Origin of the sequence: Bacillus sp. EB01 (assembly GCF_000613125.1) — a bacterium.
In the GTDB taxonomy this organism is placed as follows: Bacteria; Bacillota; Bacilli; order Bacillales; family Cytobacillaceae; genus Bacillus_D.
The window spans coordinates 2,362,181-2,382,276 of sequence record NZ_HG964497.1 but is presented as its reverse complement, the minus strand read 5'-3'; the positions used below and the strand labels follow the sequence as shown (position 1 = coordinate 2,382,276).

Sequence of the window (20,096 nt, the reverse complement as noted above, 5' to 3'; positions counted from 1 at the left end):
CAATCACAATAACTTATTATTCTCACAAAAGCGGCGGGTTCGAAATTACTTCCGAACCACACTCTATCCAACTAAAATGTAGAACTAGCGCAATGCTTTAACAAGGGCTTTTCCAAATTCTTTCGCACCTTGTGGACCATCGCCAGTAATAATATCACCATAGGCAACAACGTGTTGTTCAACATATTTAACGTTAACAGCTATCAATTCGTTCTTTTGAACATCTAGTGGATAGCAAGTTGCTTCTCTTCCAGAAAGCAAACCAGTTTTAGCAACTGTAACAGCCCCTGCACAAATTCCTGTTACAAGAACTTTCTCATTGTAAGCTTGCTTCAAAAAGTCTTGTAATTCTTGATTTCCCCATAGATGATCATTTGTACCAGATCCTCCAATTACCGAAACAACATCAAATTCTGTGGGCGATACGTCTGAAAAGATAACAGAAGAAGTTGCTTTCCCATCATAGTCACCAGTAATTTCACCTGTCACGGTGCTAGCAATGGTTACTTCGACTCCTGCATTTTCAAGCTCTTCTTTTGGTTTGAATAACTCATCTTCATTAAAACGTTCTGGCGGTATTATTAAGAGTGCTTTTTTACTCATTATTTTTTCCTCCTCAAAAAGAAAAAGATTATTTGATAACACTTTTTCATGTATTCGTATTTTTACCTGTGGCTGTTAACAATTGCAGCTAAAACAATTTCTGCGAGCTGTGCAAGTTCCAGTGAATTGAGAAAAGCATTAGCTGGAGAACTTCCAAAGTGCAATCGGGAAAGGTCAGCAATGAGAATGTTATATCAAATACTTTTTTGTATGTTCAGATATAGATTCATCCTCTTTTTAAAAAGTCTTTATTACATATGCTTTGAAATTATTTCTGTCAAAGCTTCTTTTGGATTGAACCCGATAACCTTATCTACAGCCACTCCGTCTTTGAAAAGAATCAATGTTGGAATGCTCATGACTCCAAATTTTCCTGCTGTTCCTGCGTTTTCATCTACATTAAGCTTGATAATGCTAACTTTGTCACCCATTTCACCATCGATTTCCTCCAATACAGGTGCAATCATTTTACAAGGACCACACCACGGTGCCCAAAAATCCACTAAAACTAATCCCTCTTTAATTTCAGTGCTAAATGTTTTATCTGTTACGTGTGAGATAGCCATTATTATATCCTCCAATTCATTCTTATAATTTTAAAAAAGTATTTTTTAATGTTTACGAAAAAAACAAAATTTCCTCCTTTTAATATGATGAAAAATTACAGTTTGTTTTTTATAAAACGTACTGTAATAAGATAGTTTACAGTTTAGACATTACAAAGCAATGGGCTGGTAAATGTCCCTAACAATCTAAACTATTAAAAGCCACTTTCAAATTGATTGCTTCCTGTTCAAAAGGAATAACTGTAATATTAATATTTGCAGTTTATGAAGTCAAGAAAAAGTAACTCGATATTCTCAAATTCCACTATAGTGGGAATACACCGATGAAAAGTTCTTTTCGCATTTTGCGTTTTTCACTTGAAGCAGATTTTTGTTTATTTTGTTTATGATAATATACGAAAGCATCTGACTCTGCTAATGCCTCCAATTTCACCTGCGACGGTATTTTTGAGGTCGTGATATTTCCGATAAATCTGATTGAGGAGGATATTTCACTCACTTTATTTGGTTCTATTTTTTAACCAGCTGTCAAATTCGGTTGCGACCAGGATCTATTATCCCTTCCCGTTTCGTTCATATCAAACATGAAGTTCAAGAGTGCAGGCACCCTTTATGCCAGGAGAATGTATAAATGGTCTTGGGTTCAACTCAGGCCTGTATGCATCATTAAAGCAAATTAAAAAAGAAACAGCCACCAGGCCGTTCACCTGGAGACTGTTTCTATGATTATACTAATTCGAGTTTTTCGAAAGCAGCTAAATCTCCAACTGCTTTGACGCAGCCCCGTGTTGGATTCCCTGGCAAATAGGCTAGCGGTACGTCCTCGATATCGACAATCACAAGCGACTGAGGATCTGCATCGGTATTCATTGCTTCATTTCGAGCGATGGATTTCGCATCTTCCAAGACGTTTTCTCTTCCAATTGTATCAAGAGTACACACTCCTCAACATGGCCGATAACATGGGAAATCGCAAACCCAAAAGAATTCATTATTTAGTCGAAACTCCCCCACCAAGATAAACCTTGACTGGCACTTTCATTTGGGAAAGCTTTTCCAGGTCCGTTTTCTCCACACTTTTTTTTAGTTTGTAATACTCCTTCCAGCCTGCCGGTGAGGCTTGCACTTTAGCTTAAAGAATCCTTTTCTTTCAACAGAAAAATCAATGTCTCCCTGGTCGACGTTCAATTGTAAGGATAGCTTGATCCTTTTCTTTTTTTCCTTTTGTGGATATTTGAATATCGTGTTCTTCCTCAGTAATATTGAATCCAACTGATTCGAAAAGATCTTTATCAATATGCATAACGATCAACATGTTCACATCGATATTCTTATACTTGATGGTTGCTTTATAGGATTTCTTCTGAGGTTCAAAGGGAAAGTTGCTAAATGTAAATCTGTAAGCTTTAGTCCCGTTGATATTCTTAACTCCTACCATGTAAAACTCTCCAAAACTATTATTCAAGCATTCCGCGTTCAATCAATGACGAATAGTCGTATACCTGACCATGTTGGATATACATGTCTAGCAGCTCCTGCAGCTTTTCCTTGGCTTCTTCCATTGATTTGGTCGGCAGGATTTCAAGTTTTCTGTAGCCCATGTTGCCGGAAGCATAAACAAGATAGTATTCTTCTGTGCTCCAGATTTCATATCTGAATTTATACCAGTTGCTATCGAAGGCGAGCAATTTACCTAAAACGAATTCCTTCGGCTCAAATTCATCAAATATCAGTTCAGCGGCAACACTTCGGTAGGAACCGCCGTTTTTAAAATCCATTTCTAGGTCCCTAGTATATAAAGCCCGGAGTCCCTGTAATGTTGAGAGTTTAATATTTTTTTTGCCAGCGACCATGACAGGGTCCTTTTTATGAGTGCCGGTTTCATGAAACTCGATGAAATCTGATGAGTCCCAATTTAAGTGCATTCCGGACAGGTTTAAAAGGTTAGCCCACTGACCGACAGCTGCCGGGTTTTCGAGCCGTTCACAGAAAATATAGTTTCCTTCTTCAGACAGTACCCATCTGATTATTTCCAAAAACCCCGGATCCGAGTTAATAGGCAGCATTTCCAGGTATTCTGTCAATGACCAGTATTTCGGCGAAGCTATCGTTCCCATCACTTCATGCATGACACGGACCGAGGTAACAAGATCAAAATAACCCTTCGGGAAGTGGTCGTTTATTTCGTCAAATTCCATCTTGATAAACTTCACGTTTTTCAGATCCAGCCGCTGAGCCAACGCATTCGCACAACTAATCCCCGCTTCATTTATATCTATTCCTATAACTTCAGTTTCTGGATAAAGAGAAGCATAGAAACACGTTAAAATACCATTGTCACAGCCAATATCGAGCATCCTCCCGGGCTGCGGGTACTGTAACAGTGCAAACCATGAGAGGTACTTCTTATAGAAATCAGCTAATAATCCTGCGACACCCAGTCCAAAATCAAGATTCGCATTTTTTGCAAAATAAATTTCCTGCTGATTCTCCCGTGTCCGTTCATCCATTCGATGGTGGAGTGTTGCAGCCAGGTCAGGGTGTTTGCCATTAAGATTCTCCCAAAACGCTTCCCTGTTGGGACTTGCTTCTATAAATAATTTATTAAAATAGTTATCTACCAGTTGTTCTTTCTCTGCTGTTATCATTTCTCTCTCCTCATTCATTACAAAAAAATTATATCTACCAACCATTATACAGAAGAAAAATCGTTAATAGAAAAACAGTAATTTCCATTTACAAAAAAACGGCCTGTCTGGCACTTCCAAGCGGTTTTGCAGCAAGGAGAGCCTATCTATCCGGAAAAATACCCGTTGAAATATAAAAAAAAAGCCTTCCCAATCGAAGGCTTGTAAAATTTGACTCATCCTAAAAGAGCTATCCCTTCTTTGATACTGATAGTCCTAAGTGTCCGCTGTAATTCCCTGCTGTTATTGAAAAACGAAAGTACTAACTTAAGAGTATTCCTGCAAGCTTTTACATCCAGGATTTCCTGGCTGGTATGTTCATAGTTGTATCCTGCAGAAAGATTGACACTTTGAATGCCTTTTTCAGCCCATATTCTAGTGTCACTGCTTCCACCTGAGGTGCAGTTCCAGCCTGTGAGGCCTGCATCTTCAGCTGCTTTCTCAAAGAGGATGCCGTATTGCTCGTCACAGAAAGGAATGTGTCCGCCACAGGAAGTGACTATGTCTCCCGTTCCTCTTCGGTCTATCACGATTGCCGCATCCGTTCCCCACAGAAAATACTCATCAACATTGCTGGCTCCTCGGATCCGATTTCCTCCTTAACAGTAAAGATAAATTTAACCTTGCCGTTGAAATTTGTTTTTGGCAGTTCTTTGGCAAGTGTAAGCAAGACTGCAATACCAGCCCGGTCATCCGCGCCAAGGATGCCCTTGCTGCTTGACCATATGCAGTCTTTCTTAATGATTGCCCGGCCTGGTTCAATTTCTTCAACTGTATCTAAATGGCTATTGACGAGAATCACTGGTCCATTCCCGTTTTTATAGGTTTTTTCAGCAAGGATGTTCCCATAGTGGTCCACCGTGATTCGATCCACATACGGAGACAGCGTTTTTTTAACAAAATCACGGATGCGACCTTCCCTTTCGCTTTTGCCAGGGATGGATAATAATTTTTCAAGAAGATTATTGAATAATTGTTCTTGGATAAACTCATACCCTTTTTCCATCCAGGCTGGTTTGATTGTGCTTAGCCCCTCGGCAAGGTCCAAAAGTTCATCGCGTTTAAGTGGTAATGATAGTACAAAGCTGTCTCTAGTATCCCGGGTGAAAACCCGGTTCATGCCTAGTGCTAGGAGCAGTTCCAGCAATTGTTCCTTATTGTTTTGGATTCCGATAGAGGCCGAACGTTTTTTATGGCCGTCGCATGAATACGTAGTGATGAAACCGAGCCTGTATAGCTGCCTGACAATCCCTGCAATATACGTATCAAGCTCCCTTACCTTTGGTTCTTCCACACCTGGCCGGAACCATAATCCCTCGCCCCTTCCTCTTCCTCGGTAATCAAGAATTTCAATCCAACTATCTTCTGATACTGGACTGGAAAGGACAGAGATGACTCCTTTTTCAAAGGTAAATGAGATTTGCGCTGCTTCAAGAGATTCAAGCAGGAATTTGATATTCCCTTCAGTTTCATTTACCGATGAAAATTTATTTGCTCCTACTTCCCAAAGCAGCCACCCATGCCTTACAAAAAGTTGATTCCAGTTTTTCATATACATCATCTCCCTTGTGGTTGTAACATCAGTATATGATGTGGGAGATGACACCCCTGTCATCGGTCGAGGATGAAGGTCTGGTCACTGCGCTGGAGAATAATGAAATCAACGCTTTGATCAAAGTAATAGGCCGTTTGGTCATACCAGGAAATTGTCGTGATAATATTTGGATTTATGCCTTCGTCTTCAAGCATCCTAATCAGTCTTCGGATTCGCTGTACAAACGTATTGTTGGGTATCTCGTCTAATTGAGAATTTGAGAATATTGGTCTGAAATCTCTTTTTACAACCGGTCTGTTTTTACTGCTATGGATGAAAAAATACCGTAGCATGTTAGCTTGATTTGAGTTCAACCTTTTTTCCTGGCCATAATAATTCATGATGTTATTGTCAGCTAAATCAAGAATGATCGTATCGGGGCGCTCTCGTCTTATTTTTAATAAGGAAGATCTGGCCTCCTCTAGCGAACCCTGCTTGATAATCCATTCTCTCTTATTGTATAAGCCGTTTCCCGCAGATAATGGTTGTTTCGATTGATTGTTTTATAGAGGGATGATGTACTGTATTTCGGCAAAAGCGCCTCGTCGCCTGAAAGCTTTTCTAGTGTTTTTTGTGATGCCTCGGCAAGGAACAGAGCACTGTTGCAGAGGTAAACATTCGCATTATAAATTTGCTGGGGGATAAGTTGTAATCTGATTGTTCCCGGGTGAACCTCACCCACCAAATGCTCCGCACTTGGAAGGTGCTTCATTTGACTTAAATACAGTCTATGCCTAGCTGTGAGACAAAGCTTTTGTCTCATACGCCGAGTGAAGACTAATTAATAAAGCCAAAGTCTGCCATGTCCTTTTTGCCAATTCAGGGACTTTTGCCTGAAGGGACAACCTTTCCATTTCTGAAAAGGGTTTTGTGAGTTCCCGAATAAAGTACCTTGCACCGATATTGTAGGAAGCAGAAAGGTCTGCATGATAGACTTTGCCTGTGGTGAAAGTGGCCAGGTCTTTCTTTTGGTTCCGGGAGACAAATCCGCTTCCATCGAAGGCTAATGCACTCGTATTGCGGGCGTTGATACGGGATATACGGATCCCGTTATAATGAGCCATCTCGGTTACTTTGTTTTGAATGGCCGTTTTCCGCCAGTAGTGGAGTTTGAAGCGCAGCCGCCTGGCTCCGTAGAATCCTTTTGGGACTTTCATCTTCTGCAGGTACTCAAATACGATGACGTCCGCATCATGTTGTTTGGCAAACTCAACAATGTTATGGCTTGTGTCACGAACGATATGGGTTTGCAATCCACGGATTCTTCTCCAAAAGTTCGGTGCTCCTATCCTCCCTGACTTTCGCTGTGCCTTTTTTAGTTTGTTCGTCAATCGATACAACCGGTCTTTTTCTTTGGCTTGGTCAATAAACTTCCGAGCCAGGACAGTTCCGTTTGCGTCGATGATGGAACAAACAGCCGAATTAGTAAGCCCTAAGTCCACAGAACATACAATTCGGTCCTTGGTTTTCGTTTTATTCAGCTTAATTTCCTTCTCATACGAGATGCTTAAAAAGTATTTTTTACCCACCCTGACCAGTTTTGGGTTGCATTCCTTCCAATCCCATACATCCCGCTTGTAAAGGTCTTGTCCTTTAAACTGAATGTCCATCCATACCCAATCATTTTGATAAAATACCTTAATACGGGCTGTGCAATCACCAGTCCGTTCGAACATATTTCCTTTATAAAAGACGGGAAATTCATGGTGGTCTAGAGTTAAGGAGGGCGGATTCTTTTTAAAAGTCTTTCCTTCTTGATGAGCCAGTTCTTTTTCCTGGTGCCAATTTTGAAGTAATGAACGGTAGCTTTTTACTTTTCCAAAAGCCATGGCGATTGCGGAACGCCGGAAGTAAGATGGGAACTTATAAAACGCGTGGTTGAATTCAGGATATTTTGGTTGAGGATTCTGCGAGGTGCGGTGAATAAACTTTTCGACAAGAGTGACCATGCTTTTCGTCGAGATGCCATCAAAGTTAGGAAACTCCCTGTCTATGACATCAATCAGAAAACGAAGAGCCTGGTTATAAATCTCTACTGTGGTATCAAAGAGACGGGAATGATTGGTGATTTTATATCGCAAGGTTTTCGCCTGCTTCATCCCAGAACCCTCCTTTCTTGAAGGTGTATTCATAGGAATATTATACCATTATTTAGTTTAATCGAAAATGAGGAAGAGGATAAAAATGACTCCATACAAGAAGAATAGACGCATTATTTAAACTACTCATCATTTGTTATCATCACAAAGTATCGTCATCCTTACATCACCAAACCAATGATGGAAAGGGTGAAATAAATCACCATTGAAGATTTGAAAAATGGGATTGTGAATTAATTGAAATGAACGGAGAGCCCGACCACATCCACATCCTATGTGACACTCCACCGCAAGTCCATCTTTCTAAAATCATTAATAGTTTTAAGACTGTAACCTCCGATTAATCCGTAAGCAATTTGGAGAACATTTGTGACACTACTATTGGAAAACTATTGGAAACCTTATTTTTGGAGTCGTAGTTACATGGTATTATCCACGGGTGGGGCAACGGTTGAGATCATAAAAAATATATTGAAGAACAAGGCAAACCAGAAAAATAAAGAGAGGGTGACTAACCCCCACCAAATCAGAGATTTGGAAGGGGAATGCGTCACCCATCTTGTTCAATTGACATGTCCCTAAGCATAATGTTTCCTCCTATAACGTTAAAAACAATGTGGTGTTTTTTCTTTAAACATACACAATAACACGAAAAGATTATGTAATATGCATCTCGAAATGTTTTATAAAAAAAGAAATTTTGATCCTCCAACAGGGGCTACTCATAACAGCAAGAAACCTGCCCGGTAAGTGTTCCAGGCAGGTAGTCCATTTTTAAACTTTTTCCAAAAACTGTTTCATGACCTTTATTAATTCTTCCGGCTCCTCATACATACTCATATGCCCCGCACCATGGATGAGATGGTGCTCAATGTTTGGCTTTTCCACTGAAAAGGTTTTTTCAGGAGGGATTACCTGGTCATATTCACCTGCAACCAGAAGAACGGGCAGGTCAGTATTCTCAAGGACATCGTTCCGGTCCCTCCGCTCTTTCATTGCCAAAAGTGCACTTACCGTACCTTTTATTGACGTGGAAAGGCCGATTTTCTTCACCTGATCAATTTCATCCTTGCAATGCTCCTCGTTGTCGGGAGAGAACAGTTTAGGGGCCAACCCGTGGATGAGAATGTCCAGCCCCTCTTCCACTACCTTCTTCGCATTCGATTCCCTGCCCGCTTTTGCCTCTTCAGAATCGCTGGATCCTGTGGAGTGTACCAGTGAAAATCCATCTAGCATTTCCGGATACTTTTCAGCGAATGCCAATGTGACATAACCACCCATTGAATGGCCAAACATCGTGACTTTCTGAAGGCCTGTGTACTCAAGCAGTTCCTTTATAGCATCCGCCATTTCTTCGATTGAAAATTTCTCAAGCCCCATCGTCGAATCACCGTGGCCATGAAAGTCTGGAGCAATCACTCGATACCCTGCTGCCAGCTCCGGGATGACTTTTTCCCAGTAGAGCTTACTTCCGGCGAACCCGTGAAGAAGGACTATTGGCTTGCCCTTCCCGTTATCAAAATAGGAAATTTCCGTGTTTCCGACCTTTACTGATTTAGCGTTCATAACACCGTCTCCCATCCCTTTATTCTATTTATCATATTCCCACGGATAGTTTATTTAATCATCGTCTTTAATCAGATCCCTATCCATTTCTATATATGTAAGGTAATCCTGCCGTTTCATTTCAAAAAAAAACACTGGGAAGCCCCAGTGCGGAATTAATTCTTGGTTTTTGTCGGTTTTGGATTGACTGGCCGAGTCTGCCTGTCATTGTTTCTGGCTTTTAAATTGGATGCCCAGGCGATTTTGGACTCATATTTCTGCGTATGTTCCTTTTGGACTAGACCCAGGAGCCGGTCCCTGTTTTTGGTCAGCATATCTTCCATCACCTGGAGCCTTCGTGTTGGAAAGCTAAAACCGGCGAGGATTGTGGTAACACTAGGATCTGTTTCAGTAATATAGGTCCCTTCGAATAGCTCGATCGGTTCACCGACCCTTTCGAAAATCGATGGGATATTGATCAGCTTTGAAACATTCTCAGGCCCCTCATAAATAAGCCCGGCACGGATGACCCCAGCTGATTCAACCGGACAAAAAACCGAGTTGGCCCACGATTGCTGGATTGCGCGCGAGACATCCGCAGTGGTTTTGGCATCTGTTACAGTGCTTGTTGAGATGACGGTTACGCCTCTTGTACTAAGGATATTCATTAAATCTGTTTCGTCAAAGTTGCCGTACAAAGAACTTTTTTGAGTGATTTGCAGGATATGGTTGATGGCGTTCATCACCTGTTGGTTCGACGCCCGATAAATTTGCTGCTTGCTGGATTGAGGATTTGTCCGGCGCTGTTGGTCGTTGTCGACCAGGAAAGTTGATGAGATTTCTTTTATCCGGGAGAGTTCTTCAAGGCATTCTGCTGCATTAATCCGGTTGCCAGCCAAGACATTCCGCTCTGGCACGACTGCAATGGCTCCTACTTTTAGTTGTGGAAGGTTGTTCAGCAGGATATCAATCAGCAGCGGACTCATTCCTGAACCTGTTCCTCCGTCGGCAGAAAACGCCACCAACAGGAGTCTCACGTTTTTAAATGAGTTTCTTACAAATTCCACAATTTCACGGTAGTGTTCATTTACCGCCCGGATACCGATGGACCGGTCCTGTCCGGCGCCATTGTAGCCCGGGACAAAATACTTCTTTTCAACCCTCGTATTGACGAGCCCGTCACGTTGGTTAGTGTTGATAAGGGCGGTTGGAAAGCCCAAGGCTGATGCTACCTCAGCAATATTGCCTCCTGCCTGACCTACACCCAAGATTCCAATTGGTTTCACCAGATTCCCCTCCTTATCTAATAAAATAATACTCAAAAGATTTAGATTTAGACTAATCTTTCGGAAAGGTTAGCAGTATTTGCAATCAATGATTCAAGTCATATACTCTGTCCAAACTAGGTAATTAAGCAATCGCGTTCAGTTAATAAATTTGAATGCTGCTTTTCTAAGTTCAACTAACAAAATCAGCAGTTCTTGCAGTTTTTGTTCAGCTTCTTCCATTGACGTCGGCGACATATAAAAGTCTAATAACTAAAAAAATTAAACCGTATTAATATCCTTGAAATAAAGTAATTCCCAAAAACTAAAACACGCACAACGGGATCTAAAAAAAGCTTGGTCCTTTATAAAAGGATTCAAGCTTTTAAAAATTATTTATACAGCTTTATTTTCCAACATTTGACCAGACCCAGGAAATTAAGAATTTTAGCTTCCGTACCCGACCCTATTTACCTTCCAATTGCAAGGAAGATATAACGTCTTGTTTGTCAATATCGCCTCTAATGGCGGTTGTGAGAGTCGTTGAACCGTGTTTTTTTACACCTCTTACAGCCATGCACATATGCTCTGCTTTTACCATGACCAGCACCCCACGAGCGTGTAATTTTGTCATTAGGGAATCAGCAATCTGCCCGGTAAGTCTCTCTTGTATCTGAGGGCGGGAGGAAAAGTAATCCACAACTCTTGCAGCTTTAGACAGCCCCATGATTTTATCATTTGGCAGATAGGCTACTGTTGCCGTACCCATGAATGGCTGGAAATGGTGTTCACACAACGAATTAAATGGGATATTCCGGATAATGACCAAATCTCTGCTCGTGCTTTTGTCCAGAGGAAAAGTAGTGATGGCAGGAGGTTCCGAAAACAGCCCATGACAGGTTTCATCCACTAGCATCTTTGCCACTCTCCTCGGAGTGTCCTTTAGGGAGGGATCCGACAGGTCAAGTCCTAATTCCTCCATGATTTTTTCAAAATGATAGGCAATAGAGATTTTTTTACTTTCATTGTCTTGTTGATGCAATTTAGTCTCTCTGGATTCTTCATAAGACAAACTCATAGCTTATACACCCCGCTTGTTCGACCAAACCAACGCATGGAGTTGTGGTAGCGGGCGAACATTATTCATCTCAGCATCTCCCAGTACCTTACCCCACAGCCAGTCCAGCGAATTAAGTAACCTTCCTGAAATATCTCCTGCCTCTCCAGGGTTGTTATTTCCGACTGAAAGGAAGAACGGAATATTATATTTTGAATACCGCTTATTTAACATCTTTGCAAATTCAAAATCAATGTCGTCAAACACAACAACCTTTAGTGAAAAATTGGACTTAAAGTTACACAACTTTAGAACAATATCATCCAAAAGTTCGAGATTTGGTTTCATTCCGCTGCTTGGTGGTTTGGGAGAAAGAGTTAAGTCGTCGACAAGATAAAACCAATCCTGCCACTTGCTTCCCTGCGTCTCCAATCCCACTTCAATAGTGGATTGATGAAGAAGCTCAATAAAATCGTTCATTGCGTCTCCAATCAAAGCCGGATTCCCGCCTGTAACCGTCACATGGTTGAAATTTTCTCTGCCTAATTCCTTAAGCTCTTGAAAAACCTCTGCAGGAGACATCATTCGAATCTTGTCCTTTTCAGATCCGTCCCATGTAAAAGCCGAGTCACACCAGGAGCACCGGTAATCACACCCGGCAGTACGGACAAACATACTCTTGCGTCCCATAACCATTCCTTCGCCCTGGATGGTCGGCCCGAATATCTCCAAAACTGGAATCTTACTCAATCTCCATCCACTCCCTTCTCGCTTCTGCAAAGCTTGTTGGAGTCTCATAGAGCCGGACGAATTCAACCCGTGCTCCCATGTACTGTTCGTCACGGTTTTTAAGAGATTCAGCCATTTTTTCATAAATCCAGACAACCATATTCTCCGCTGTTGTATTCATAGGCGGCAGGGTTTCATTCAAGTACCGATGATCTAAGAACACTTCAATTTCGGACTTCCAAATTTCCTTAATATCGCCAAAATCAATCATAAGTCCACGCTCATCCACAAACCCGCTAATTCCAAAAATGACTTTGTACGTATGGCCATGAAGATTTTTGCATTTACCCTCATAGTTATGTAAATGGTGGGCGGCATCAAACGTAAACTCCTTGCTGACAAGGACTCGTTTTGAATGGTATTTAAGTTCATCCCGCTTTATATCTTCATCAATCTTCTGCAATTTATCTACAATCCTAAATCCATACATCTTTACAACCCATTCCGTTCTGCCAGATAATCATCCAGGCCTTTTTTCCTTAGTTTGCATGCAGGACACTCGCCGCAGCCGTCAGCAATGATTCCGTTATAGCATGTAAGTGTCTTTTTCCGTACAAAATCAAACGCGCCAAGCTTATCTGCCATTTTCCAAGTTTCAGCTTTATTGAGCCACATTAATGGGGTATGAATGACAAAATTCTGGTCCATTGATAGATTTAGAGTTACGTTGAGCGATTTAACGAAAATATCGCGGCAGTCCGGATACCCGCTGAAATCCGTTTCGCAAACTCCGGTTACGATATGCTTGGCCCCAATTTGACTTGCCAGAACACCTGCGAATGACATAAAGAGCAAATTCCTTCCCGGTACAAACGTGGAAGGCAGCCCGCCATCTTCCCCATCCTTCACTGCGATATCTTCGCGGGTCAATGCATTCGGGGCGAGCTGGTTAAGAAGGCTCATATCAAGGATATGGTGCTCAATGCCAAGCTCTTTTGTTATATTTTTTGCACTTTCAATTTCTGTGATGTGCCTCTGATTGTAATCAAATGTAACAGCGGTCACCTTTGCAAATTGTTCCATAGCCCAAAAAAGACAGGTAGTACTGTCCTGGCCTCCACTAAAAACGACAATCGCTTTTTCATCTTTTAACATAAAAACTTCCCTTTCCAACAAAAAAACAGCACAACTAAGATAGCAGTGCTGTTTCTTCTTAGTTTTTTAAAGAGGGTAGCTAGAACCTCTGTATATAAAATTATATCGTCATAATACCACACATTTCGACAAAGTTATACTAAAAAAGAAAAATCTTTCTTAACTTATACCTATTTTAGAGACTGTCCGCACCCATAAAAACAGTAAACAACAACCTTCATTATCCTTGCTTAGGCCTGCGGGACAAATGACATGAAGCCGCCATGCATGGACAAGGGAGTACAAATACTTAAGTGCATTCATACTCCCTCTAAAACTCACGCCCTCCTACAATTGCATCCCGGTCCAGTGCCAATATGAAACATAAAACAGCATGATGGTAAGGATATAAACCGGCATAAGGATGATGCTGATTTTCACTAGATCGCTTGCATGATAGGAAATTTCTCCCTCTTCATAAAAGAGAAGCAAAGCTTTCGAGCTTACAGGAACAGTTACACAATAATTCATCCCTATCTGACTCAAAAAAACAACTGTCGAAGGATTCACCCCAATCGCTTGACCGAATACCAATAAGCCTGGAATCAAGACAATGGCCCGAGTCGTATGCGATGTAATATATAAATGACTCGTTACAGTTACCAGCAAGATCAGTAAGACAATGACCCAGTCCGGCGCACCTGTAAACAAATTCAGAACATGCAAAGTTTCATTTTCAATCCATTTGACGATACCCGTATCAACCAATACTTTTCCAAGCGCGGTTGCTGCAGCAACAAAGAGTATCAAATTCCATGATACCGAATTGATACCTTGTTTCCAGCTAATCACACCATAATTCGGCAGCATGATAAGGATTGCGCCCACCATTGTAATGAATGCTATATCATAACCATGGACGTATTCTGTCATCCATCCAATAATTAAAACCAAAATTAAGATCATAGTCTTTTTTTCTTTGTCATTTATCTGTTTGCTAAGTATGTTTTCCTCTTCGCTTGACACACGTTCAACAACCTTCTGGCCTCCTTTAGGCCATAAAATCCATCCTATTAAAATGAACGAAAATAGTGAAACAACTATAGCAAATGGAACTCCCCATACGAACCACTGGATATAGGAAATCGATTGACCTGCTGTACTTTCCAATAAACCGATTCCAATTAAATGAGATCCTGCTCCTATTAAAGTTGCTGATGTACTCATTAAGATAATCACAGGTGCCAAAACCGCTATAACACGTTTTTCTTTATCAGTGAATTTTTGGCCCAACTGTTTTATAATCGGCATGGATAGAGCTGCTCGTCCGGAAGTTGAAGGAATAAAGAAAGCGGAAGAGAAAATAACCGAACTTAACGCAAGGAGGATCCCGCTTTTTTTATTCGACTTACTTACTATGAAAAGAGTCAATCGTTCCGCTAATCCGGATCTTTTTACTGCCTCCCCAATAATAAATGAACCAATCATCAGCCAAACCACTTCCTCAGAAAGCGAAGCGTATAATAAATCCGGTTCCCCTGCTTTCACCAGTACGATGAATACAATTAGGGAAAGCGCGATTAACCCAGCCGGAATTGTCGTTGAGACCCATAATATCATTGCTGATAAAAAAGCAAATAAGGATATTTTCGCACTATAGTCCAGACCATCTAATAATGCTATAGTTATTAAAATAAATATGTGTATACCTATAATCACTTTTGATTTCCTGGTAAGCTGAGTTTTCCATGCTGCAAAACGGTTATCCTTATTAATATGTTTCTCCATTCGTGTCATCATTTTTGATAGACACTCGCTTTAAACAACTTCCTTTCAGCAATTCCAATTCCAATCGCTAATTGCCGCAATACTGATTCTGTAGTCTCCTCTATCCATTGTGGCGCTTTCCTTATTGCCTTTTCCAAGGAAGTTGGTTTTGGGATGATACTGCTATAGGCATCGATTCCTGCATGATAATTCAGCTCGGCTCCTTTACCGATTGTCCCAGTAATAGCTATAACTGGGATGTTATTTTCTTTAGCAATCCTCGCTACTTCCGCCGGGATTTTCCCATTTGGTGTTTGAAAATCGAGACTGCCTTCTGCTGTAAAAACAACATCTGCTGAAGAAATTGTTTCGGTTATTTTTATGTAGTGCTTGATAATCTCAAAACGTGGATGCAATGTCGCACCTGCGAAGGCAATCAGTCCAGCTCCCAATCCCCCGGACGCCCCGCTGCCTGGTATAGTTCTGACATCCAAACCAACTGCTTCTTGTATTAAATCTGCATAGTGTTCCAAGGCTAATGACAGTTTTTCAACTTGTTGCGGAGTTGCCCCCTTTTGCGGTCCAAATACACGCGCAACCCCCTTCTCCCCGCATAAAATGTTTTTCCAGTTACATGCGACATCAATAGAAACACTCTGCAATCTTCTATCTAAATAAGACACATCAATAGAACCCACTTTCAGCAAGTCTTCCCCGCCATTTATGGTAACTGGCTGCTTTTCTTTATCAAAAAACCTGGCTCCAAGCGCTTGTGCCATACCTGCACCGCCATCTGATGTACCGGAATCACCACAGCCAATTAAAATATTATCAACGCCAATATCAAGCGCGGCAACAATCAACTCTCCTACTCCATAGGTGGTTGTTTTTAACGGATTTCTTATATCCCGGGGTACCAGCTTCAATCCTGCAACAGCAGCCATTTCAATAACAGCAGTCCGTTTCCCATTCTCTACAAATAGTCCGAAATAACTTTCAATCTTCTCACCAACCGGTCCTGTGACGTTCTTATATATCAGTTCCCCACCTTTTAAGTTAACGATGGTTCTGGCAAACCCTTCACCGCCATCGATCATCGGAATAACTTCCATTTCAATCGATTCATCATACCTCCTCACACCACGTTCCATCGCCAAAGCCACATCCTCCGCATCCAAACATTCCTTAAATCCAGACGGTACAATTACAATTTTCATCTCTGTATCCTCCAATACTAGTTTCGTTACTATTAAATTACCTTTTGAAAATGAGAAAAGTAGGAGAATATCATTAAGAAAGAAGGATAAGAAGATTAGAATTATCAGAGAAAGGAAGTAATTAGGGGGAAATAAGTAGAAAGAGTATAGGTAAAATAAAGACGTCTAAAAGTTCATTCTAAATTCAGTTTCGGTTGGAAATAGAAAAGGGATTTAGATAAAGATATCTAAATCCCTGAAGTAGTTCTATAGTGCAAATCAAAACAAAATAATTTTCACTATACGCAAGACCTATATAAGTTCGGGGCAAAGATCTCCCGGTTGATGCTGTCCAGCGGCCTCTGTATGTACACATTTCCTCTGCCAGCCAGGCGCTGTTAACACTGCATTTGACATATACAAAAGAGAGCTTTTATTATCCAGGAGCTCATCAGACTGGTTCCTCAGCTTACCAGCCTGCGTTGATTCCCATTTGCTCACCTTCACTCTTTAAAATCTACTGTCATAGGTTTATTATTAATTGACAAAGATCTCTGCCTTGCAAAGAAAGTGTGTCCCAAGAAATGACGCACCGCCAATTTATTGAGCTCCGGCCCTCTCAGCAATAAAGCCTACACCATCCAGAAGTTTGTACCACTCCTCAAGGGTTTCCAGCTTGATATGAACTGGCGTTTCCGGATGGTGTGTGTATTCTGCTGTCCAAATGCCATTGTGGGATGGCAGGAAAAACAGGATGTTTTCAAGCAGCGGATTCGCATCCACATCAGGAAGATGGAAAAACGAAATATTGTACAGTGACCATTGTTGCTCATCCAATGCGGCAAGGAACTGTTCGAAACTCTCCTTTTCATCCTCCGAAAAGCTGCTCTTCTTCAATACCTTTTTAACATTCCTCGCATCGCTCAGCCAATCGAATGCCTGGTCGCTAAGAGAGAAGGAAGCCTCTTCTCCAGTCCCATGGTGGGTAAACTGGTAATAATCCTTTATCATGCCCGGAATCTCATCCTGAGTGATATAGGCAAATTCATGGATGACATTCTTGACTACCAGGTTGGACAGCCAAGTTCTGCCTTCGATATGGTGAATCATCAGAAGATGCTGCTGCGGAAGATTCGAACAACGGATCATATACTTAGAATCGATAAAGGACTGTACAAACTGTATCATCTCGTCACTTAGCGGAGTTTCCTCACGCGCATCCCGCTCGTCATCCCATATTCCTTTCAACATCAGCTGATGGGCGGTCGCATCCATGATCGCCTCCCACTCCTTTGTGCTTCGTTTTCCCATCGAGTTTTCCGCAATCCCTTTCGCCAAGCCTGGATGGCCGCAAAGGGTGACCAGCAAGGCAAGCTCTTCAGTGGTGCAGGAAAGAACAGGTTTCATGTTATACACTCCATTCTATGAAAACAGGAAATTCAGAACTGCTTTAATCAATTGGAAAACTTGCATCGCTGCGATTCCTCCCCCAATGAGCACGCCAAGGAAGGCAAGTCGCCATTTATACCAGTTGTACTTCTTTTCAAAACTGAATTTTTTATAAATGTAGGGCCCTGCCCTTATTAAAAATACCATAATAAAAGTGAGTGTCTTTTGCACGATATTTTTGGGATTTTCCCATGTTCCCCATTCACAATACTCAACCATAGCACTGCCCAGCACCAGGATAGTCAATGCAAACGCCCACTGGCCTCCCCACCACAAGATCAGAAAATCTAAAAAAACAGAAACAAATCCTTCAACACTCACACTAGTTCTACCTTATAAAAATGTAATTTCTATAAAAATAGGAACTTCAGAACCGATTCAGTCAATTGGAAGACTAGGAATGCTGCGATTCCGCCCCCAATGAGTAAGCTAAGGAAGGCAAGCCGCCAGGTAAACCAGTTATACTTCTTTTTAAATCTAAATAACTTGTAAATGTAAGGCCCTGCTCCCCACATGGAGGCCATGAGAAAATTGATGATCTTTTGTAAGACATTTTGGGGATGTTCCCATGTACCCCAATCATAATAATCAACCATGACACTGCCCAGTACCAGGACAGTCAGTGAAAATCCCCCAATGAAATGCCCACCACAGCATGATAAAGTCCAAAAAAACAGTAACAATTCCTTCTATACTCACACTAGTTCTCACCCAACAGAATTCTTTTTCTATAAAAACAGAAAGTTCAATATCGTTTTAATTATTTGGAAGACTAGCATAGCTGCGAGTCCACCGCCAATGAGGAGGCCAAGGAAGGCAAGTCGCCATTTATACCAATTGTACTTCTTCTCAAATCTAAATTTTTTATAAAAGTAGGGCCCAACCCCAATTAAAAACGCCATAATAAACGTTAGGGTCTTCTGCACGATATTTTGGGGATCTTCCCATGTTCCCCAATCATAATAGTCAACCATTACACTGCCCAGCAACAGGACAGTCAGTGCATACGTCCACTGGACGCCCCACCACAAGGTGAGGAAGTCTAAAAAAATAGAAATAAAACCTTCAATACTCACAAAAGTTCTCCACCTTATGAAAATGTTTTTCTAGTTAAACCAACTAACCACTGATTTAAAGCCGCTACCAATCCCTTTTCCGACATTTTCCAGCCCTTTGCCGATTGCCCCTCCAAGATCTTTACCGATGTCGCCAACTTTCGGACTGAAGATAGCCCCCGCAAGTCCCCCGGCAGCCCCTCCGACAATTACTCCAATTGGGCCTCCGATTGCGCCTCCTATTAAGGCACCAGCTTTGGCACCTGCCCCAATCGCTACCAAATCGGCACCAATTCCACCTAAGGCTCTTCCTGTTCTTTCAAACTGGCTAAGATCGCCATTTTTGGGGTTAGCATATTCCGCGACACCAGCTCCTATTGTGATTAGGGTTCCAACAATCGGAATCCCCTTTCCAAGCCTCGCAAAACCTTTCGCTTCTGCTAGGGTGCTAGCCATATCTTTAGCCCCCATCGTAATCCTTCTCTGAAAAGAGTCCGCGAGCGTCGTGGCTTTCATGTGGGTCGCATGCTTCGGGAATCCCGCGGCATGTTTCAATAGGGCAGATGGACTTGTATAGGTAGCAAGAAAATTCCGCGCCATTTTTCCAAAGGGATTGCTTGTTTGCGAACGTGCCGTATTATATAGGAAACGAGCTGTTTTCGAGCTGTACCCGCTTGCGCTCGTCCATGACGAAGGGGCAGTGACCGAGAACTTATACCCGCCTATTATACGATTCCACAAGTTCGGCTTCCCGCCTATATAGTTGATGCCGAGATTTCGCGCAAAAAAAAGGGACCCTAACACGGAAACGGTCTGGGAAGCAATCAGTGCTTTGTCGAAGCCGCTGATCTCTTCATTGAGGTCGTTAAAATATTTGAAAATTTTATACAGACCTTCTGAGTGATTCTTGGATTGATTCTCACTTTTAGCCTGCTGGGATTTTAGACTCTCGTTTGCATCTTTGCCTCTCTCAGCCTGCTGTGCTTGAACGGCATTCCACTTTGCCACCAGATCGTGTGCTCTCCTGTTAAGGTGTTCATCCGCGGTTGTATACCGGTTCATTGCGTGGTCAATGAACTGACAGAGTTCATTCACTCGTAATTGGAGCTGATCCATGGATTGGACGGTTTGGGACAATCGTACCCCAATATTTTGGCGGCTTAGAATAGAATGGTTCAAAGAATTTTTCACAGATACAGTCTGGCTGACCACGCCACCCAGTTTCCCTGATTCTCGTTTAATTTGGGAATTTGTGCTCCTGACAAGAGCTGGATTAATATGTATGTGTGACACGAAAGCGGCCTCCTCAAAAGGTTTTAACTGTCACTAACTTGTTAACTATATCATTTT

General features: G+C 41.7%; 24 protein-coding genes and 1 riboswitch. Of the genes, 2 read left to right on the top strand and 22 right to left on the bottom strand.

The genetic code is table 11. From position 1 onward, the window contains the following. Nucleotides 1–84: 84 nt before the first annotated feature. From TY16_RS10815 to TY16_RS10780, 10 genes are all read right to left on the bottom strand, one after another. Nucleotides 85–603: a DJ-1/PfpI family protein gene (locus TY16_RS10815; RefSeq protein ID WP_043931925.1), complete on the bottom strand. Its 519-nt coding sequence runs from the start codon at nt 601–603 to the stop codon at nt 85–87. Between the two features lie 251 nt (nt 604–854). Then, a complete protein-coding gene (trxA, locus tag TY16_RS10810) occupies nt 855–1,169 on the bottom strand; it encodes a thioredoxin (RefSeq protein WP_043931923.1) in 315 nt (104 codons plus the stop codon). 726 nt (nt 1,170–1,895) lie between these two features. Beyond that, on the bottom strand, nt 1,896–2,075 hold the full coding sequence (locus TY16_RS10805) for a hypothetical protein (protein WP_043931922.1): 180 nt from the start codon (nt 2,073–2,075) through the stop codon (nt 1,896–1,898). A gap of 256 nt (nt 2,076–2,331) precedes the next feature. Next, nucleotides 2,332–2,607, bottom strand: coding sequence for a hypothetical protein (locus TY16_RS10800; protein ID WP_043931921.1), 276 nt, complete (start codon nt 2,605–2,607; stop codon nt 2,332–2,334). A 19-nt stretch (nt 2,608–2,626) separates the two neighbouring features. Beyond that, the gene (locus TY16_RS10795; RefSeq protein WP_043931920.1) at nt 2,627–3,817 is read right to left on the bottom strand and encodes a class I SAM-dependent methyltransferase; all 1,191 of its coding nucleotides are present in this window, start codon (nt 3,815–3,817) and stop codon (nt 2,627–2,629) included. Nucleotides 3,818–4,032: 215 nt separating this feature from the next. After that, on the bottom strand, nt 4,033–4,386 hold the full coding sequence (locus TY16_RS26890) for a hypothetical protein (protein ID WP_231505600.1): 354 nt from the start codon (nt 4,384–4,386) through the stop codon (nt 4,033–4,035). Further along, entirely contained in the window at nt 4,383–5,408 is a 1,026-nt protein-coding gene (locus TY16_RS10790) for a M28 family peptidase (RefSeq protein ID WP_231505599.1), read from the bottom strand. Before TY16_RS10790 ends, TY16_RS26890 begins: the two co-directional genes overlap by 4 nt. 59 nt (nt 5,409–5,467) lie before the next feature. Beyond that, a complete protein-coding gene (locus TY16_RS26165; RefSeq protein ID WP_155922212.1) occupies nt 5,468–5,605 on the bottom strand; it encodes a hypothetical protein in 138 nt (45 codons plus the stop codon). A gap of 266 nt (nt 5,606–5,871) precedes the next feature. Beyond that, entirely contained in the window at nt 5,872–6,132 is a 261-nt protein-coding gene (locus TY16_RS10785) for a hypothetical protein (RefSeq protein WP_043931919.1), read from the bottom strand. A gap of 52 nt (nt 6,133–6,184) precedes the next feature. Next, nucleotides 6,185–7,549, bottom strand: a complete 1,365-nt coding sequence (locus tag TY16_RS10780; RefSeq protein ID WP_043931917.1) for an RNA-guided endonuclease TnpB family protein — start codon at nt 7,547–7,549, stop codon at nt 6,185–6,187. 242 nt (nt 7,550–7,791) lie between these two features. Here TY16_RS10780 and TY16_RS27285 point away from each other — a divergent pair, with 242 nt between their 5' ends. Beyond that, complete coding sequence (locus TY16_RS27285) at nt 7,792–7,893, top strand: transposase (protein ID WP_081772952.1); 102 nt, start codon at nt 7,792–7,794, stop codon at nt 7,891–7,893. Between the two features lie 79 nt (nt 7,894–7,972). Further along, nucleotides 7,973–8,131, top strand: a complete 159-nt coding sequence (locus TY16_RS27095; protein WP_442853212.1) for a hypothetical protein — start codon at nt 7,973–7,975, stop codon at nt 8,129–8,131. 192 nt (nt 8,132–8,323) lie between these two features. On the opposite strand, the gene TY16_RS10775 is transcribed toward TY16_RS27095, so the two are convergent. From TY16_RS10775 to TY16_RS10710, 12 genes are all read right to left on the bottom strand, one after another. Then, nucleotides 8,324–9,115, bottom strand: a complete 792-nt coding sequence (locus TY16_RS10775; RefSeq protein WP_043931916.1) for an alpha/beta fold hydrolase — start codon at nt 9,113–9,115, stop codon at nt 8,324–8,326. Between the two features lie 155 nt (nt 9,116–9,270). Further along, nucleotides 9,271–10,380 carry a tubulin-like doman-containing protein gene (locus TY16_RS10770; protein ID WP_043931914.1) on the bottom strand — a complete coding sequence of 370 codons (1,110 nt, stop codon included), beginning with the start codon at nt 10,378–10,380 and terminating at the stop codon, nt 9,271–9,273. 445 nt (nt 10,381–10,825) lie between these two features. Next, on the bottom strand, nt 10,826–11,437 hold the full coding sequence (gene folE, locus TY16_RS10765) for a GTP cyclohydrolase I FolE (protein WP_081772951.1): 612 nt from the start codon (nt 11,435–11,437) through the stop codon (nt 10,826–10,828). A gap of 3 nt (nt 11,438–11,440) precedes the next feature. Further along, a complete protein-coding gene (gene queE, locus TY16_RS10760) occupies nt 11,441–12,166 on the bottom strand; it encodes a 7-carboxy-7-deazaguanine synthase QueE (protein WP_043931913.1) in 726 nt (241 codons plus the stop codon). Next, the gene (gene queD, locus TY16_RS10755) at nt 12,159–12,635 is read right to left on the bottom strand and encodes a 6-carboxytetrahydropterin synthase QueD (protein ID WP_043931912.1); all 477 of its coding nucleotides are present in this window, start codon (nt 12,633–12,635) and stop codon (nt 12,159–12,161) included. The genes queE and queD overlap by 8 nt, the downstream gene beginning before the upstream one ends. Before the next feature lie 2 nt (nt 12,636–12,637). Next, complete coding sequence (queC, locus tag TY16_RS10750; protein ID WP_269320290.1) at nt 12,638–13,318, bottom strand: 7-cyano-7-deazaguanine synthase QueC; 681 nt, start codon at nt 13,316–13,318, stop codon at nt 12,638–12,640. A 34-nt stretch (nt 13,319–13,352) separates the two neighbouring features. Next, a riboswitch (PreQ1 riboswitch) is annotated at nt 13,353–13,395 on the bottom strand. Between the two features lie 232 nt (nt 13,396–13,627). Further along, on the bottom strand, nt 13,628–15,067 hold the full coding sequence (locus tag TY16_RS10745; RefSeq protein WP_155922211.1) for an SLC13 family permease: 1,440 nt from the start codon (nt 15,065–15,067) through the stop codon (nt 13,628–13,630). An 8-nt stretch (nt 15,068–15,075) separates the two neighbouring features. Then, nucleotides 15,076–16,263, bottom strand: coding sequence for a glycerate kinase family protein (locus TY16_RS10740; RefSeq protein WP_043931909.1), 1,188 nt, complete (start codon nt 16,261–16,263; stop codon nt 15,076–15,078). A gap of 579 nt (nt 16,264–16,842) precedes the next feature. Then, a complete protein-coding gene (locus tag TY16_RS10730) occupies nt 16,843–17,649 on the bottom strand; it encodes a hypothetical protein (RefSeq protein WP_043931907.1) in 807 nt (268 codons plus the stop codon). Nucleotides 17,650–17,664: 15 nt separating this feature from the next. Next, nucleotides 17,665–18,012, bottom strand: coding sequence for a hypothetical protein (locus tag TY16_RS10725; RefSeq protein WP_043931906.1), 348 nt, complete (start codon nt 18,010–18,012; stop codon nt 17,665–17,667). Between the two features lie 407 nt (nt 18,013–18,419). After that, complete coding sequence (locus TY16_RS10715) at nt 18,420–18,767, bottom strand: hypothetical protein (protein ID WP_043931904.1); 348 nt, start codon at nt 18,765–18,767, stop codon at nt 18,420–18,422. Nucleotides 18,768–18,797: 30 nt separating this feature from the next. Continuing rightward, nucleotides 18,798–20,039 (bottom strand): hypothetical protein, encoded by a 1,242-nt coding sequence (locus TY16_RS10710; protein ID WP_052342678.1) that lies wholly within the window; start codon nt 20,037–20,039, stop codon nt 18,798–18,800. Nucleotides 20,040–20,096 lie beyond the last annotated feature (57 nt).

Excerpts from the sequence above, each read along its gene's own strand:
- TY16_RS10815 (WP_043931925.1), bottom strand. The coding sequence starts at position 603 with ATGAGTAAAAAAGCACTCTTAATAATACCGCCAGAACGTTTTAATGAA.
- trxA (WP_043931923.1), bottom strand. The coding sequence starts at position 1,169 with ATGGCTATCTCACACGTAACAGATAAAACATTTAGCACTGAAATTAAA.
- TY16_RS10800 (WP_043931921.1), bottom strand. The coding sequence starts at position 2,607 with ATGGTAGGAGTTAAGAATATCAACGGGACTAAAGCTTACAGATTTACA.
- TY16_RS10795 (WP_043931920.1), bottom strand. The coding sequence starts at position 3,817 with ATGATAACAGCAGAGAAAGAACAACTGGTAGATAACTATTTTAATAAA.
- TY16_RS10790 (WP_231505599.1), bottom strand. The coding sequence starts at position 5,408 with ATGAAAAACTGGAATCAACTTTTTGTAAGGCATGGGTGGCTGCTTTGG.
- TY16_RS26165 (WP_155922212.1), bottom strand. The coding sequence starts at position 5,605 with ATGCTTGAAGACGAAGGCATAAATCCAAATATTATCACGACAATTTCC.
- TY16_RS10780 (WP_043931917.1), bottom strand. The coding sequence starts at position 7,549 with ATGAAGCAGGCGAAAACCTTGCGATATAAAATCACCAATCATTCCCGT.
- TY16_RS27285 (WP_081772952.1), top strand. The coding sequence starts at position 7,792 with ATGAACGGAGAGCCCGACCACATCCACATCCTATGTGACACTCCACCG.
- TY16_RS27095 (WP_442853212.1), top strand. The coding sequence starts at position 7,973 with ATGGTATTATCCACGGGTGGGGCAACGGTTGAGATCATAAAAAATATA.
- TY16_RS10775 (WP_043931916.1), bottom strand. The coding sequence starts at position 9,115 with ATGAACGCTAAATCAGTAAAGGTCGGAAACACGGAAATTTCCTATTTT.
- folE (WP_081772951.1), bottom strand. The coding sequence starts at position 11,437 with ATGAGTTTGTCTTATGAAGAATCCAGAGAGACTAAATTGCATCAACAA.
- queD (WP_043931912.1), bottom strand. The coding sequence starts at position 12,635 with ATGTATGGATTTAGGATTGTAGATAAATTGCAGAAGATTGATGAAGAT.
- TY16_RS10745 (WP_155922211.1), bottom strand. The coding sequence starts at position 15,067 with ATGGAGAAACATATTAATAAGGATAACCGTTTTGCAGCATGGAAAACT.
- TY16_RS10740 (WP_043931909.1), bottom strand. The coding sequence starts at position 16,263 with ATGAAAATTGTAATTGTACCGTCTGGATTTAAGGAATGTTTGGATGCG.
- TY16_RS10730 (WP_043931907.1), bottom strand. The coding sequence starts at position 17,649 with ATGAAACCTGTTCTTTCCTGCACCACTGAAGAGCTTGCCTTGCTGGTC.